Source organism: Rhizobium aethiopicum (assembly GCF_014197535.1).
GTDB lineage: Bacteria > Pseudomonadota > Alphaproteobacteria > Rhizobiales > Rhizobiaceae > Rhizobium > Rhizobium aethiopicum_A.
Genome location: NZ_JACIFV010000016.1, coordinates 1 through 15,047 on the forward strand (window position 1 = coordinate 1; position 15,047 = coordinate 15,047).

Annotated in this window: 13 protein-coding genes and 1 other RNA gene; 3 read left to right on the forward strand and 11 right to left on the reverse strand. The window is 62.9% G+C overall.

Features of this window, described 5'->3' with window-relative positions:
* Nucleotides 1-127 precede the first annotated feature (127 nt).
* The 6 genes from truB to rimP all read right to left on the reverse strand — a co-directional run bounded on the left by truB (nucleotide 128) and on the right by rimP (nucleotide 7,439).
* On the reverse strand, nucleotides 128-1,060 hold the full coding sequence (gene truB / locus GGD53_RS20045; protein ID WP_184458626.1) for a tRNA pseudouridine(55) synthase TruB: 933 nt from the start codon (nucleotides 1,058-1,060) through the stop codon (nucleotides 128-130).
* A gap of 12 nt (nucleotides 1,061-1,072) precedes the next feature.
* Nucleotides 1,073-1,477, reverse strand: a complete 405-nt coding sequence (gene rbfA, locus GGD53_RS20050; RefSeq protein ID WP_009993666.1) for a 30S ribosome-binding factor RbfA — start codon at nucleotides 1,475-1,477, stop codon at nucleotides 1,073-1,075.
* 150 nt (nucleotides 1,478-1,627) lie between these two features.
* Nucleotides 1,628-4,381, reverse strand: coding sequence for a translation initiation factor IF-2 (gene infB, locus GGD53_RS20055; RefSeq protein ID WP_184458627.1), 2,754 nt, complete (start codon nucleotides 4,379-4,381; stop codon nucleotides 1,628-1,630).
* A 102-nt stretch (nucleotides 4,382-4,483) separates the two neighbouring features.
* Complete coding sequence (locus GGD53_RS20060) at nucleotides 4,484-5,176, reverse strand: RNA-binding protein (protein WP_184458628.1); 693 nt, start codon at nucleotides 5,174-5,176, stop codon at nucleotides 4,484-4,486.
* Nucleotides 5,173-6,774, reverse strand: a complete 1,602-nt coding sequence (nusA, locus tag GGD53_RS20065) for a transcription termination factor NusA (RefSeq protein ID WP_064800221.1) — start codon at nucleotides 6,772-6,774, stop codon at nucleotides 5,173-5,175. The genes GGD53_RS20060 and nusA overlap by 4 nt, the downstream gene beginning before the upstream one ends.
* Before the next feature lie 59 nt (nucleotides 6,775-6,833).
* Nucleotides 6,834-7,439 carry a ribosome maturation factor RimP gene (gene rimP, locus GGD53_RS20070; protein WP_041678513.1) on the reverse strand — a complete coding sequence of 202 codons (606 nt, stop codon included), beginning with the start codon at nucleotides 7,437-7,439 and terminating at the stop codon, nucleotides 6,834-6,836.
* Between the two features lie 244 nt (nucleotides 7,440-7,683).
* Between rimP and GGD53_RS20075 the strand changes: the two genes are divergently transcribed.
* Together GGD53_RS20075 and GGD53_RS20080 are read left to right on the forward strand one after the other, a co-directional pair.
* Entirely contained in the window at nucleotides 7,684-9,315 is a 1,632-nt protein-coding gene (locus GGD53_RS20075; protein WP_184458629.1) for an MFS transporter, read from the forward strand.
* Nucleotides 9,316-9,323: 8 nt separating this feature from the next.
* The gene (locus GGD53_RS20080; RefSeq protein WP_184458630.1) at nucleotides 9,324-9,779 is read left to right on the forward strand and encodes a GNAT family N-acetyltransferase; all 456 of its coding nucleotides are present in this window, start codon (nucleotides 9,324-9,326) and stop codon (nucleotides 9,777-9,779) included.
* Nucleotides 9,780-9,785: 6 nt separating this feature from the next.
* On the opposite strand, the gene GGD53_RS20085 is transcribed toward GGD53_RS20080, so the two are convergent.
* Both GGD53_RS20085 and recR read right to left on the reverse strand, forming a co-directional pair.
* On the reverse strand, nucleotides 9,786-11,057 hold the full coding sequence (locus GGD53_RS20085) for a lytic murein transglycosylase (protein WP_184458631.1): 1,272 nt from the start codon (nucleotides 11,055-11,057) through the stop codon (nucleotides 9,786-9,788).
* Between the two features lie 185 nt (nucleotides 11,058-11,242).
* Nucleotides 11,243-11,848: a recombination mediator RecR gene (recR, locus tag GGD53_RS20090; RefSeq protein WP_184458632.1), complete on the reverse strand. Its 606-nt coding sequence runs from the start codon at nucleotides 11,846-11,848 to the stop codon at nucleotides 11,243-11,245.
* 57 nt (nucleotides 11,849-11,905) lie between these two features.
* Here recR and GGD53_RS20095 point away from each other — a divergent pair, with 57 nt between their 5' ends.
* Nucleotides 11,906-12,523: an MOSC domain-containing protein gene (locus tag GGD53_RS20095; RefSeq protein ID WP_184458633.1), complete on the forward strand. Its 618-nt coding sequence runs from the start codon at nucleotides 11,906-11,908 to the stop codon at nucleotides 12,521-12,523.
* An 84-nt stretch (nucleotides 12,524-12,607) separates the two neighbouring features.
* Here GGD53_RS20095 and GGD53_RS20100 read toward each other — a convergent pair whose 3' ends face one another.
* From GGD53_RS20100 to ffs, 3 genes are all read right to left on the reverse strand, one after another.
* Entirely contained in the window at nucleotides 12,608-12,931 is a 324-nt protein-coding gene (locus GGD53_RS20100) for a YbaB/EbfC family nucleoid-associated protein (RefSeq protein ID WP_184458634.1), read from the reverse strand.
* Between the two features lie 22 nt (nucleotides 12,932-12,953).
* The gene (locus GGD53_RS20105) at nucleotides 12,954-14,825 is read right to left on the reverse strand and encodes a DNA polymerase III subunit gamma/tau (RefSeq protein WP_184458635.1); all 1,872 of its coding nucleotides are present in this window, start codon (nucleotides 14,823-14,825) and stop codon (nucleotides 12,954-12,956) included.
* Between the two features lie 46 nt (nucleotides 14,826-14,871).
* Nucleotides 14,872-14,968: signal recognition particle sRNA small type (ffs, locus tag GGD53_RS20110), an RNA gene on the reverse strand.
* Nucleotides 14,969-15,047 lie beyond the last annotated feature (79 nt).

Here is a 15,047-nt window from a genome sequence, read left to right on the forward strand (position 1 = left end):
ATGAATGTTCATTCGCGGCGATCCCTCCGACTCGAGATGTGGTAGCTCCAGTCTCCTCGATCCGCTCCGAATGGACAACCTCCCGAAAGCTCACAGCAGAGCCTGACAATCGTCAGTGGTAACGGACTCAGGCGAAAACCCGCTTCGGTCGAAACTCGCCCTGGCCGATTTCGCCGATCGCGATCAGCCTGCCGCGTGCCGTCGCATAGGCTTCGCTTTCAGCAATCGGCGCATCGCGGCCGCGCACCAGGATCGGATTGCCCATCTTCAGCCGGTGCGCCTGATCTTCGTTGATGACGAGATGAGGCAGGGCCGACAATGCTTCGCAGGTGTCGATGAGCAGCGCGTCGAGGGCGGCAAGCCGCTCGTCCATATCCTCGATCGCTTCGAGTGCCACGAGGTTTGCGAGCGGCACCATGGCGTCTTCCGAAAAGGGCGCGACAAAGGTGCGTCGCAGCCCTGATATATGGCCGTAGCAGCCGAGCTCGCGGCCGAAATCGCGGGCCAGCGCCCTGACATAGGTGCCCTTGCCGCATTCCACTTCGAAATGCGCGGTATTGGCGTCCGGGCAGGCAAGCAGGGTCAGCCGGAAGATCTCCACCTCGCGCGAGGGGATCTCGACGGCTTCCCCTTCGCGCGCCAGGTCGTATGCGCGTTCACCCGCTATCTTGATGGCGGAAAACTGCGGCGGGACCTGGCTGATCGTGCCGATATATTTTGGCAGGATGTCGCGGACCTGCTGTTCGGTCGGACGCTTGTCGGATGTCTGCGTGACCTCGCCTTCGAGGTCGTCGGTCGCGCGCTCCTCTCCCCAGCTCACCGTGAATTCATAGATCTTGCGGCCGTCCATTACATAGGGAACCGTCTTGGTCGCGTCGCCGAGCGCGATCGGCAGCATGCCGGAGGCGAGCGGATCGAGCGTGCCGGCATGGCCGGCCTTCTGCGCCTTGTAGAGCCACTTGATCTTGGAAACGGCTTCCGTCGAGCCGAAATCCACCGGCTTGTCGAGAATCAGCCAGCCGGAAATCGGCCGGCCCTTGGGTTTGCGTGGTTTGGACATCAGTCTCTTCTGTTATTGTTCGTCGTTGTCGCCGTCGAGATCTCGGCTCACCTCGGGCGAACGCAAGAGCTCGTCGATCTTCTTGTAGTTGTCGAAGCTGGTGTCGTCCCGGAAGCGCACCTCCGGCATGTATTTCATCTGCCGAAGCTGCGGCCCGAGCCGGCCGCGGATGAACTTCGCATGGCGGTTTAATGCCTCGATGACGATGCTGTGGTCGGAAACGCCGAGCGGTGTCACATAAGCCGTGGCGATCTTGAGATCGGGCGACATGCGCACTTCGGAGATCGAAATCACGGTCGCCTCGATGATGTCGTCACGCACTTCGCCGCGCTGCAGCACCTGGGTGATCGCGGCGCGGACCTGTTCGCCAACGCGCAGCATGCGCTGCGAAGGCGCGGATGATGTTGGTCTGGTCATTGTTATCTCTGTTTGCCGATGCGGCTGGGAATCGAACCCGTCAAAGGAGAGCGTCCATGACTCTTTTGGCTGAAAAGGTCAAGCCGGCAGGTAGAAAAGCCACCCGCCGGAGAGCGGATGGCTTTTGTCAAGCTGCTGGAACGCAGAGGATTAGAGCGTGCGCGTGATATGTTCGACGCGGAAGCACTCGATGACGTCGCCGACGCGCATGTCTTCGTAGTTTTCGAAGGCCATGCCGCACTCCTGGCCCATCGGCACTTCGGAGACTTCGTCCTTGAAGCGCTTGAGGGTCTTGAGCTTGCCTTCGTGAACGACGACGTCGTTGCGGATAAGGCGGACGCCCGCCCCGCGCTCGACCTTGCCTTCGACGACACGGCAGCCTGCGACCTTGCCGACCTTGGTGATGTTGAACACCTCCAGGATCTCGGCATTGCCGATGAAGGTCTCGCGCCGTTCCGGCGACAGCAGGCCCGACATCGCTGCCTTCACGTCATCCACGAGGTCGTAGATGATGTTGTAGTAGCGGATCTCGATGCCCTGGCGTTCGGCGAACTGGCGCGCCTGCGCATTGGCGCGAACGTTGAAGCCGATGATGGCCGCGTTCGAGGCTTCGGCGAGCGAAATATCCGACTCCGTGATGCCGCCTGCGCCCGAATGGACGATGCGGGCACGGACCTCGTCGGTTCCGAGCTTTTCCAGCGCGCCGGCAATCGCTTCGATCGAACCCTGCACGTCGCCCTTGATGACGAGCGGGAACTCCTTGATGCCGGTGCTCTGCATCTGCGTCATCATCTGTTCCAGCGAACCGCGCTGTCCCGACTGGCGGGCAGCCGCCTTGTCGCGGGCAAGACGCTGGCGGTATTCCGAGATTTCGCGGGCGCGGCTTTCGCTCTCGACCACGGCGAACTTGTCGCCCGCCTGCGGCGTGCCGGAAAGGCCAAGCACTTCGACCGGCATCGCCGGCGGTGCTTCCTTCATATGCTCGCCCTTGTCGTTGACGAGGGCGCGCACACGGCCCCAGACATCGCCTGCGACGATGATCTGGCCCGGCTTCAGCGTACCGTTCTGAACGAGAACCGTGGCAACCGAGCCGCGGCCGCGGTCGAGCTGGGCTTCGATGACGGTACCTTCCGCGGTGCGGTTTGGATTGGCCTTGAGGTCAAGGATTTCCGCCTGCAGCAGCACGGCTTCGAGCAGCTTGTCGAGGTTCTTGCCTGTTTTGGCCGACACTTCGACGTCAAGCGTTTCACCGCCCATCGATTCCACGAAAACTTCGTGCTGCAGAAGCTGGTTGCGCACCTTCTGCGGATCGGCTTCGTGCTTGTCGATCTTGTTGATTGCAACAATGATCGGAACACCGGCCGCCTTGGCGTGATTGATCGATTCGATCGTCTGCGGCATGACGCTGTCGTCAGCCGCCACGACCAGGATCGCGATGTCGGTCGACTGCGCGCCGCGGGCACGCATCGCCGTGAAGGCGGCGTGGCCGGGGGTGTCGATGAAGGTGATCTTCTGGCCGTTCTGCTCCACCTGATAGGCGCCGATATGCTGCGTGATGCCGCCGGCTTCGCCGGCAACCACGTTGGCATGGCGGATGGCGTCGAGCAGCGAGGTCTTGCCGTGGTCGACGTGGCCCATGATGGTGACGACGGGCGGACGCGAAACGCGGTCGCCTTCAACGTCGGCGATGTCAAAGATGCCGAGTTCGACGTCGGATTCAGAGACACGCTTGACGGTATGGCCGAATTCGCCGGCGATGAGTTCGGCAAGGTCGGCGTCGATGACGTCGCCCGGCTTCATCATCTGGCCTTCTTTCATCAGGTACTTGATGACGTCAACGGCGCGTTCGGACATGCGCTGCGACAGTTCCTGAATGGTGATGGTCTCAGGCAGGACGACTTCGCGGGAAATCTTCTCGCGAGTCTCCTGCATCTGGCTGCGGCGGAACTTCTCCTGCCGGCGGCGCATCGCCGAAAGCGAACGGCTGCGGCCGGCGTCCTCGCCGTCCACATCGGCAGTGGTAATCGTCAGTTTGCCGCGGCGGCGCTCGTCATCCGTCTTCGGACGGGTCGTCACCGGCTTTGCGGGTTCGGGGCGAACGACGCGGCCGCGCACCGGACCGCTGCGCGAAGCGCCACGATCGTCATCGTCGCCGTCATTGCGACGGCCCCGAACGCCAGCCGGCGCGCCGGGCGCCGGGCGAGCGGCTGCTCCGTCGGCATCGGGCCGGCGCGCTGCCGGCGCGGGTGCTGCCGGGCGCGGCGTCGTGTTCGGGCGAGCCTCAGCCGTAGCGGGAGCCGGCGCTGCAGCAGCGGCAGCCGGTTCGGCGGCAGCAGCGGCGGCCGCTTCGGCCTGCCGGGCTGCCTCTTCGACGGCTCGGCGTGCGGCTTCCTCCGCCTCGGCTGCCTTGCGGACAGCCTCTTCGGCGGCGCGGCGCTTTTCGTCCTCGGCGCGGCGGATCGCATCCTGGGCGTCACGTGCCTGGGATTCGGCGAGCGCACGGCGGCGCGCATCCATTTCCTCAGGCGACAGATGGTTCAGCACGACAGGGCGCGGGCGATCGTTCGGACGCGGCTGCTGATAGGACTGTTGCGGACGCTGGTTGCCTTGGCCGCCGCCCGGCTGATGAATCCGCGGCGCCGGCGTCGACTGCTGCGGACGCGCCTGAGCAGGTGCTGGCGCCGGTTCGGCTGCGCGAACCGGGGCTGCGGGGACCGCAGGCGTGATCGGCTTTTCGTCTTCCGGGCGCATCGGGCGCCGCTTGCGGGTCTCGACCACGACCGCCTTGGTGCGACCCCGACCCATATCCTGGCGAACGGTACCCTGGCTCATCCCCGATGGTTTCAGGGTGAGAGTCTTCTTGCCCGTTACGCTGAGTGTCTTGTCGTCGTTACTATCGGTCATTCGTTCCCGTTCCTTCGGACAGGGAGCGATGACTAGATCAGACCCTGTCGTTCAAATACTGTCGATCAATGAGAATGAGACCGGCCGATGCCGGTGACCGCCTCATTGTTGTTGCCGGCCAGCGCCGCCCGCTGCCCGGGACTGACCGCCAATACGGTACTGTTCGAGCATCTTTGCGCGCTTCACTACACCCTCACCCGCCTGCCCTGCAAGCACTGCGGCATGGATAAAAGCATTCTGGCCCATCAGGCCTTCCATTTCGCTCTCCGAGAAGAAACGGTAGGAAGGTATCTCCTCCTCGGTCTCCATTCCGAGGTGCCAGGCCTTGCGGGCCTGGTCGATTTTTCGCACTCCATCATCCGCTGCGTCAGTGGCGTGGAACACCGCAAGGGCTGCTCCACTTCTGACCGCGGCATCCACTTTCGAGGCGCCGCTGACGAACTGGCCGGCCTTGCGCGCCATGTTCATCATCTGCATCACTTGCGCCGCCAGCAGTCGGTCGACGCTTGCGCCGAGATCGTCCGCTGCCTTCACTTCCGCTTTCAGCGCCCGGGCGAACAGCTTTTTCGCCACCGCCCTGTCGACCAGCGACCGGTCGGCCTTCACCCAGCAGCCGCGTCCCGGAAGCTCGCGCTTCAGGTCGGCGACGACGGTTCCGTCGGGAGCCGCGACGAAGCGGATCAGCTCTTCCGGCGATCCGCTTTCGCGCGTCACGATGCACATGCGTCCGTTCACGTCATACCCTGCAAGATCGTCGTCCTCGGGATGAACGTTCGGCTCATGCGCGGTCATCATGCTTCCTGTTCGGCTTCGGTGACCTCTTCTTCGGTCCCCTTCGCCAGGTCCTCTTCGGTGATCCAGCCAGCCGCGAGGCGGGCCTGCACGATCATCTGCTCGGCCTCGACACGCGAGACGTCGAACTTCGAGAACAGGCCTTCGAACTTCTTCGTTTCGCCGTTCTTGCGTTCGCTCCAGCCGACGAGGTCATCGGCCGCACAACCGGCGAAATCCTCGATCGTCTTGATGCCGTCCTCGCCAAGCGCCACCATCATCTGGGCGGTCATGCCGTCGATCTGGCGCAGCTCGTCCTCAACGCCGAGCGCCTTGCGCTTCTCATCCATCTCGGCTTCGAGACGCTCGAGGAATTCGCGGGCGCGCTGCTGGATTTCCTGCGCCGTCTCTTCGTCGAAACCGTCGATCGAGGAGATTTCGTCGAGATCGACATAGGCAAGTTCTTCGACGGCGGCAAAGCCTTCCGACGCCAGAACCTGGCCGACCATCTCGTCGACGTCGAGCGAATCCATGAACAGGTTGGTGCGTTCGTTGAATTCCTTCTGACGGCGTTCCGATTCCTCGGCCTCCGTCATAATGTCGATATCCCAGCCGGTCAGCTGCGAAGCGAGGCGGACGTTCTGGCCGCGGCGGCCGATCGCAAGCGACAGCTGCTCGTCGGGAACGACGACTTCGATGCGCTCGGCGTCCTCATCGAGAACGACCTTGGCCACTTCCGCCGGCTGCAGGGCGTTGACGACGAAGGTCGCCGGGTCCTGGCTCCAGGGGATGATGTCGATCTTCTCACCCTGGAGTTCGCCGACGACGGCCTGGACGCGCGAGCCGCGCATACCGACGCACGCGCCGACCGGATCGATCGAACTGTCGTTCGAGATCACCGCGATCTTGGCGCGCGAGCCCGGATCGCGGGCGACCGACTTCACCTGGATGATGCCGTCGTAGATCTCGGGCACTTCCATGGTGAAGAGCTTCACCATGAACTGCGGATGCGTGCGCGACAGGAAGATCTGCGGACCGCGCTGTTCGCGACGAACATCATATACGTATGCACGGACGCGATCGCCATAGCGCACGTTCTCGCGCGGGATCATTTCGTCGCGGCGGATGATGCCTTCACCGCGGCCGAGATCGACGATGACGTTGCCGTATTCGACGCGCTTGACGGTGCCGTTGACGATTTCGCCGACGCGATCCTTGAATTCGTCGAACTGGCGGTCGCGCTCGGCTTCACGCACCTTCTGTACGATCACCTGCTTGGCGGACTGTGCGGCGATGCGGCCGAAATCCATCGGCGGCAGCGGATCGGCGATGAAATCGCCAAGAGCTGCGTCCGGATTGCGGTCGCGGGCAAGTTCCAGCGGGATCTGCGTCGAATAATCCTCGGCCTTGTCGACCACTTCGAGCAGGCGTTGCAGACGGATTTCACCGGTCTTCGGATTGATGTCGGCCCGGATGTTGGACTCGGTGCCGTAACGGGAGCGCGCCGCTTTCTGGATGGCATCGGCCATTGCGGCAAGCACGATCTCCCGGTCGATGACTTTTTCGCGCGCCACTGCATCTGCGATCTGCAGAAGTTCGAGCCGGTTCGCACTGACTGCCATTGTTTTGTTTCTCCGTCTTTACTCCAGGGTTCCCGTCCCTGCAGCGGTCTGTTGATCGGTTATTCCTGGTCGTCTGCTTCGTTCTGGTTCGCGGCCTGCGCTTTCGCCAGCTTGTCGGCGCGCAGCGCATCACGGATCAGATCGTCGGTCAGAATGAGCTTCGCATCGCTAAGCGCCGTGAAGGGAATGATGACCTTCTGCTCTTCCCCGTAGGCGACCTGGTCACGCTCGAGCGTGAATCCATCGGCGTCTGCTTCGACGATCTTGCCGCGGAAGCGTTTGCGGTTGCCGATCATGATCGACGTTTCGCACTTTACAAGGTGGCCTTGCCAGCGGACGAAATCGGATTTCCGCACCATCGGACGGTCGATGCCGGGCGAAGACACCTCGAGATGATACTCTTTATCGATCGGATCTTCCACATCGAGGACGGGAGAAATCGCCATCGAGACTTCTTCGCAGTCCTGAACCGTCATCGTGCCGTCGTTGCGCTCGGCCATCACCTGCATCGTCGCGCCGTTCTGGTTCAGCATGCGCACGCGGATGAGCCGGAAACCCATGCCGACGAGAACGGGTTCGATGATATCGGCAAGACGCTGGTCGAGCCCGGTTTCGGTAATCAGCCGCGGCTCAAGTTCGTTGTCTGCGTTTGTCATGTCCGACAAGCGGCGCTCCTCGCAATTTCAAGCTGTTCAGGCGATCGAGCTAATAAAAAAGAGCGGGTCCTTGCGGCCCACTCTTCATCAAGCGATCAAGAATTTGAGAGCCATATAGTCGGGTTTTTCCGAAATTGCAAGGTCTGCGACCGATTCCGCCAATTCATGCCGGGCGAGGGGAACGGACCTATGGCCAGCGATCGTCTTCCGCATATATTGCCGGTGGCACACAATAACAAAAACGGGAGACATCGTGGGCTATACATCGTCGACACTGGCGCCTTTGCGGCACGATACCTACCGCACCATCTGGTTCGCCAGCCTTTCCTCGAATTTCGGCGGCCTGATCCAGGCGGTGGGTGCCGCCTGGATGATGACGACGATTACCGCCTCCGAGGACATGGTCGCGCTGGTGCAGACCTCAACGGCGCTGCCGATCATGCTGTTTTCGCTGATATCGGGGGCGTTGGCCGATAATTTTGATCGCCGCCGGGTCATGCTGACGGCACAGTGCATGATGCTGACGGTTTCGGCCTTGCTGACGGCGTCAGCCCTTCTCGGTTGGATCACGCCCTGGCTGCTGCTCTTCTTCACCTTCCTGATCGGCTGCGGCACTGCGCTCAACAACCCTTCCTGGCAGGCCTCCGTCGGCGATATGGTACCGCGCGCCGATCTGCCGGGCGCCGTTACGCTGAACAGCATGGGTTTCAACATCACCCGCAGCGTCGGCCCGGCGATCGGCGGCGTGATTGTGGCGGCAGCGGGTGCTGCCGCGGCCTTTGCTGTGAACACCGCAAGTTACCTCGCCCTGATTTACGCCCTGCTGCGCTGGCGCCCGAGCACGCCCGTCCCCACCTTGCCGCGCGAAGCGCTCGGCAGCGCCATCTTCGCCGGCCTGCGTTATATCTCGATGTCGCCCAATCTTGAAAAGGTCCTCGTACGAGGCCTGGTTTTCGGTATCGGCGCGAGCTCGATCCTGGCGCTGCTGCCGGTTGTCGCCCTCGACCTCGTTGCCGGCGGTCCGCTGACCTATGGCTTCATGCTCGGGGCCTTCGGTATCGGCGCGATCGGTGGTGCGGTGCTGAGTGCAAGAATTCGCCAGGCGCTGTCAAGCGAGACGATCATCCGCCTCGCCTTTGCCGGCTTTGCATTGAGCGCCGTCATCGCCGCCATCAGCCCGAGCGCCGTCCTCACATCAGCCGGGCTGCTCATTTCGGGCGCCTGTTGGGTCTCCGCACTTTCGCTCTTCAACACCATCGTCCAACTGTCGACGCCGCGCTGGGTGGTCGGGCGCGCGCTGTCGCTCTATCAGACCGTCACCTTCGGCGGCATTGCCGGTGGCAGTTGGCTCTGGGGTGTCGCGGCGGACCGCTATGGGGTCGCCGATGCGCTGCTGATGGCGTCGGTCGTCCTGCTGCTCGGCATTGCGATTGGCCTGCGGTTTTCGATGCCGGCCTTCGCCTCGCTCAATCTCGATCCGCTGAACCGCTTCACTGCGCCGGCCTTAAGCCTCGACATCACCCCGCGCAGCGGCCCGATCGTCATTCAGGTCGATTACGAGATCGCCGACGACGATCTGGCGGAATTCATGGCGCTGATGGGCGAGCGCCGCCGCATCCGCATCCGCGACGGCGCCCGGCATTGGGCGCTGATGCGCGATCTCGAAAATCCCGGCCTCTGGACGGAAAGCTACCATACGCCGACCTGGGTCGAATATATCAGACACAACCAGCGGCGCACCCAGGCCGATGCCGAAAACATCGACCGGCTGCGAGCGCTCCATCGCGGTGAAGGCCCGCCCCATGTCCACCGCATGATCGAGCGCCAGGCCATCCCGCCAGGCGACGATGTCTTCCACAAGGCGCCGATCGATCTGCATCATTGAGAGCAGCCATGTACAGTTTCAGGCTCGCCCGTCTATCCGATCTCGCCGCCATCGTCCGGCTTCTCGCCGATGACGATCTCGGCGCCGCCAGGGAAATCGTCTCCGATCCCGTCGATGCGCGTTATCTCTCGGCCTTCGCGGCGATCGAGGCGGATGCCAACCAGTTGCTTGCTGTCGCGACCGACGCCTCCGACCAGGTCGTCGGCTGCCTGCAGCTGAGCTTTCTTCCCGGCCTCTCCCGGACCGGCATGTGGCGCGGGCAGATCGAAAGCGTGCGTATCGCAAGAGAGTGTCGCGGAGCGGGCCTCGGCGCGCAATTCATCGAATGGGCGGTCGCCCAATGCGTCGAGCGCGGCTGCGGCCTCGTGCAGCTGACATCGGACAAGACACGGAAAGACTCGATCCGCTTCTACGAAAAGCTCGGTTTCGTCGTCAGCCATGAAGGGCTGAAACGCAACCTCTGAATCCGGCTATTTCAGTCTGCCCTTCATGCTGGCTTCGGGAAAGCATGTCGGCTTCATGCCGTTCTTTGCCTGCCACTGGCCGATCGAGCGCCGCGTCTTATAGCCGGGCAATCCGTCGGAGCCGCCGACGTCATAACCCTGACGCTCCAGCGCCTTCTGCATGGCGGCGACATCCGAACGCAGCATCTTGCCGACATCGCCCCATTCGCCTTCGAATGCGTCGCCGTTCGAGGCGATCCGGTCGGCGAGGTTGCCGATATAAAGCGCGTAGAGGTCGGAGTTGTTATACTCCTTGATGATATAGAAATTCGGCGTGACGATGAATTCCGGGCCGTCGCGGCCGGCCGGCACCAGCATCATGCCCTGAGCCTTCATCTCACCTGAGGGAAAGGCTTTGCCGGAGATGCGCTCGATGCCGAGCGAGGCCCAGTGCGAAAGCGGCTTTGCCAGATCAGGCCCCTCCTGCGCGCAGGAGACCGCTTCGGGTATCGACACCTCGAAGCCCCAGTCACGATCGCGCTGCCAGCCCTTCTTGACCAGATAGTTGGCGATCGAGGCGAGCGTATCCGGCACCGAGGTCCAGATGTTGCGGTGGCCATCGCCGTCGAAATCCACCGCATATTTCAGATAACTCGTCGGCATGAATTGCGGCTGGCCGAGCGCGCCGGCCCATGAACTCTTGAAATCGGCAGGCGTCACGTCGCCGCCGTCGAGAATATGCAGTGCCGCCACCAGCTCGGCGCGGAACATCTCCTTGCGCGTCGACATGAAGGCCTTGGTCGCCAGCACTTCGATCGCCGATTCCGGGATCTTCGCGGCGCCGAAGCCGGTTTCCCGGCCCCAGATGGCGAGCACGATCGAGCCCGGCACGCCATAGGTCTTCTCGATCCGCTTCAGCGTCGAGCTATATTGCGCGGCAAAGCCGCGTCCCGTTACGGCAAGCCTCTGCAGCCGGTCCTCGTTGAAATAGGGGCCGGGCGAGGAAAATTCCGCCTGCGTCTGCTTCTGTTCTTTCGGCGGCGGGAAACCGGGCGGAGCGAGATCCGGCAGGTTCCAGTTCAGCGTGATGCCTGAGAAAGCGGCCTTGAAGGTCGTCTCGGAAATACCGCCCGCCTTTGCTTCGGGCCAGAGGTCCTTCTGCACCCAGTTTTCGAACTGTGCCTCGACATCGGCTTTCGATGGGGCTGCGTATGAGGGGAGAGGAAGGAGGGCAGTCATAGCAGCAAGTGCGAATATAAGCAGCCGCCGAGCCACACCCCCCTCTGTCCTGCCGGACATCTCCCCCACAAGGGGGGAGATCGGCTGGGGGCGCCGTCTTGCCCAAATGAAGCGCCTAAGATGGTCGAAGCCGCCTGGCGCACGATCAAGATTTTGGGAGGCCTGCGCCTCTTGTCGATCTCCCCCCTTGTGGGGGAGATGTCCGGCAGGACAGAGGGGGGTACGCTGCCACATACGCAACCCCCTCATATCGCCGTCCGCGCCCGTAGCGCCGCCGCCAGCGTGCCCTCGTCGAGATAGTCGAGCTCGCCGCCGACCGGCACGCCATGCGCCAGCCGCGTGATCTTCACCTCAAGTCCCTGCAGCTGATCGGTGATGTAGTGCGCCGTCGTCTGCCCCTCGACGGTGGCGTTGACGGCGATAATCAGTTCGCGGATGCCGCCTTCGCCGATCCGGTCGATCAGCCCGCGAATATTGAGATCGTCGGGCCCGATCCCGTCGAGCGGCGACAGCGTGCCGCCGAGCACGTGATAGGCGGCGTTCATTGCGCCCGCCCGCTCCAACGCCCAGAGGTCCGAGACGTCCTCGACGACGATGATGACGGATTGATCGCGCTGCGTATCGGTGCAGACGGTGCAAGGGTCGACCGTATCGACATTGCCGCAGCGCGAGCAGATCTTCACCTTGTCATAGGCCTCGCCCATCGCGTTCGATAGCGGGCCGAGCAACTGGTCCTTCTTCTTGATCAGATGCAGCGCCGCCCGGCGGGCCGAGCGCGGCCCGAGGCCCGGCACCTTCGCCAGAAGCTGGATGAGTTTTTCGATTTCGGGGCCGGTGACTCGTTTTGCCATGCGCCGTTCTTAACTGATATGGAACGAAAACGGAATCGCGGAAGGATCGGCCGTCGCATGAAAATCCTGGCCCTTTGCACAGGCAACCCGGAAAGGCTGGCCTGCAAAAGTTACAAGACCGGCATCTTCAAGCGGCCCGTCAACGGCGCGGTGATGATCGATGCCGAGGGACTAGTCGGCGATGCCATCTGCAACCGCAAACACCATGGCGGCGTCGACCAAGCTGTTTATATCGAGGGATCGCTGACGCTCGACTGGTGGAGCAGGGAGCTCGGCCGACCCCACGAGCCCGGCACCTTCGGCGAAAACATGGTGATCTCGGATCTCGACAATCGCGACGTTGCCGTCGGCGACCGGTTCATATCAGGCGATCTCATCCTCGAAGTCACATCGTGCCGCATCCCCTGCGCCACTTTCGCGGCCAGGATGAATGACGCGAAATTCGTCAAACGCTACACCGTGGCCGCCAGCCCCGGCATCTATTGCCGCGTCATCAAACCCGGTGTGGCCAAGGCCGGAATGCCGGTGGAGCATCAGGCGTTTGTTGGAGAGAAAGTCACGATACCGGAGCTGATGAAAACATTTGGCCGGCAGCTTTCGGAGGCGGACCGGTCGCGATATCTCGCTGCTCCCATTCACTATAAGCTGCGGGCGATGCTGGAAGCGCAGCGTTAAGAGCGGCGTTCTGCAGGTGTCGCCGGCCCGATAGCAGCATCGGCTATCGGAACCGCAGTCAATATGATTATCAATTGTCTGCTATCAAAACGGCAGCTTGAAGCCGGGCGGGATCGGCAGGCCGGCGGTCAGCGCCTTGGTCTTTTCGGCGGCGAGCGCCTCAGCCTTGTCCTTGGCGTCCTTGTGGGCGGCAACGACTAGATCCTCGAGGATCTCGACATCGTCCTCTTTGAACAGCGACGGGTCAATCTTCAGGCTCTTCAGGTCGCCCTTGCCCGAAATGACGACGGTGACGAGGCCGCCGCCGGCCTTGCCTTCGGCCGTGAGCTCGGCGATCTCCGCCTGCATCTGCTCCATCTTGGCCTGCATTTCCTTGACTTTGCCCATCATGCCCATGATGTCGCGCATCGTCTCACTCCTTCTTGAAACCTTAGAATTCTATGTCGTCGCCGGGCAGAATGTCGCCTTCTTCGGATTCGGCGGCAGCCGGCGGCTTGGCCTCGCCTTCCTCTTCCGGTTCCGGCGCCCGCACGCGCACGTCGATGATCTTTGCGCCGGGAAAATGCGCCAGGATCGCCGCCACGTCAGGGTCCTGGCGGGCATCGATGACATGCTGTTCCCGGGTCCTGGCCTCTGCTTCCACCAGCGTCGGCTGGCCTTCGTCGCGGCTGAGGCTAACGATCCAGTGGATGCCGGTCCATTCCTTCAGCTTGACGGCAAGCTCGTTGAGCAGCGTCGTCGGCGCGCCTTCGGTCAGGCTGACGTCAAGCCGGCCGGGCTCGATCCGCACCGGGCGCACGAAATTGCGCACCATCGCCTTCAGCTTCGCGTCGCGCTTCTCGGTGGCGAGATTGACGATATCGCTGACCGAATTGACCTTGACGAGCGGCTTCGGCGCTTCCGCCGGTTTCGCCTCTATCCGCCCGACAGGCATGGTCTCGGGCTGGCTGCTCGGCACGGCGCGCAGCATTGCCACCGGCGCCGAAGGCTGCGGCTTGCTCGGCGCGATATCAGGCGCGCGTGCCGCGACACTGCTTTGATAGGGAACCCGCGTGCCGCCGCCTCCGCCGGAAGGCGGGGAGGAGGGGCGCGAGCCGGCATTGTCGCCGGAAAACTCCGCAAGCCGCCGCGCCGCATCCTCGGGCGCTGGCAGATGGGCCGCGTGCGCGAGTCGGATCAGCACCATTTCGGCTGCACCCGCCGTGCGCGACGAGCCTTCCGTTTCGGGAATGCCCTTCAGCAGCATCTGCCAGATGCGCGACAGCGTCGTCACCGCAACACCCCTAGCGAATTCCGCCGCCTTGGTGCGCTCGATCTCGCTCAGAGAAGGGTCGTTTGCCGCATCCGGCACATATTTCAGTCGCGTCACCAGATGGGTGAAATCGGCAAGATCGGTGAGCACGACCACCGGATTGGCGCCAGCCTCATACTGGCTCTGGAACTCGCCGAGTGCACCGGCCACGTCGCCTTTGACGATATGCTGAAAGAGATCGACGATCCGGGCGCGGTCGGCAAGGCCGAGCATGCCGCGCACCGCTTCCGTCTGCACGGCGCCTGCGCCATGGGCGATCGCCTGGTCGAGCAGCGACAGGCCGTCGCGCGCCGAGCCTTCGGCGGCGCGCGCGATCATAGCCAGCGCGTCGCCTTCCGCCTCGATGCCCTCCTTGGCCGCGATTGTCGTGAACAGCCCGACGAGATCCGACGCGCTGATGCGGCGCAGGTCGAAGCGCTGGCAGCGCGACAGCACGGTGATCGGCACCTTGCGGATTTCGGTGGTGGCGAAGATGAACTTCACATGCTCCGGCGGCTCTTCGAGCGTCTTCAGCAGGCCGTTGAAGGCCTGCGTCGACAGCATGTGCACTTCGTCGATGATATAGACCTTGTAGCGCGCCGAAACCGGCCGGTAGCGCACCTGCTCGATGATCTCTCTTATATCGTCGATACCCGTGTGTGAAGCGGCATCCATTTCGATCACATCGACATGCCGGCCTTCCATGATCGCCTGGCAATGTTCGCCGGGAACACGCAGGTCGATCGTCGGCTTGTCTATTTCTGCCGTCTTGTAATTCAACGCCCGCGCCAGGATGCGCGCCGTCGTCGTCTTGCCGACGCCGCGCACGCCGGTCAGCATATAGGCCTGCGCGATGCGGCCGGTCTCGAAGGCGTTGGTGAGCGTGCGGACCATCGGCTCCTGGCCGACCATCAGGTCCGTGAAATCCTTGGGGCGGTATTTGCGAGCCAGCACCCGGTATCCGGTGCCCGTCGAGGCGGCATCTTTTGATTGTCGCTCGGTGTCGCTCATCGCCCTGCTTGTCGCCCGGGATCGTCGGGCATTTCGTGGAGAGAAGGTGGGAGGCTGGCACGATGACCCGTGCCGGGCTCGTTAGGGCTGCTTCCTTCCGGACCTGACCCGGTTGGCGAGTGGCTCGTCCACCACCAACCTCCCGGATGCACATATCGGCAATATCGTCATCAAAAGCAAGCCAACATCCAAAAAAACTGCTAGTCGTAGGAAAAGACAGGA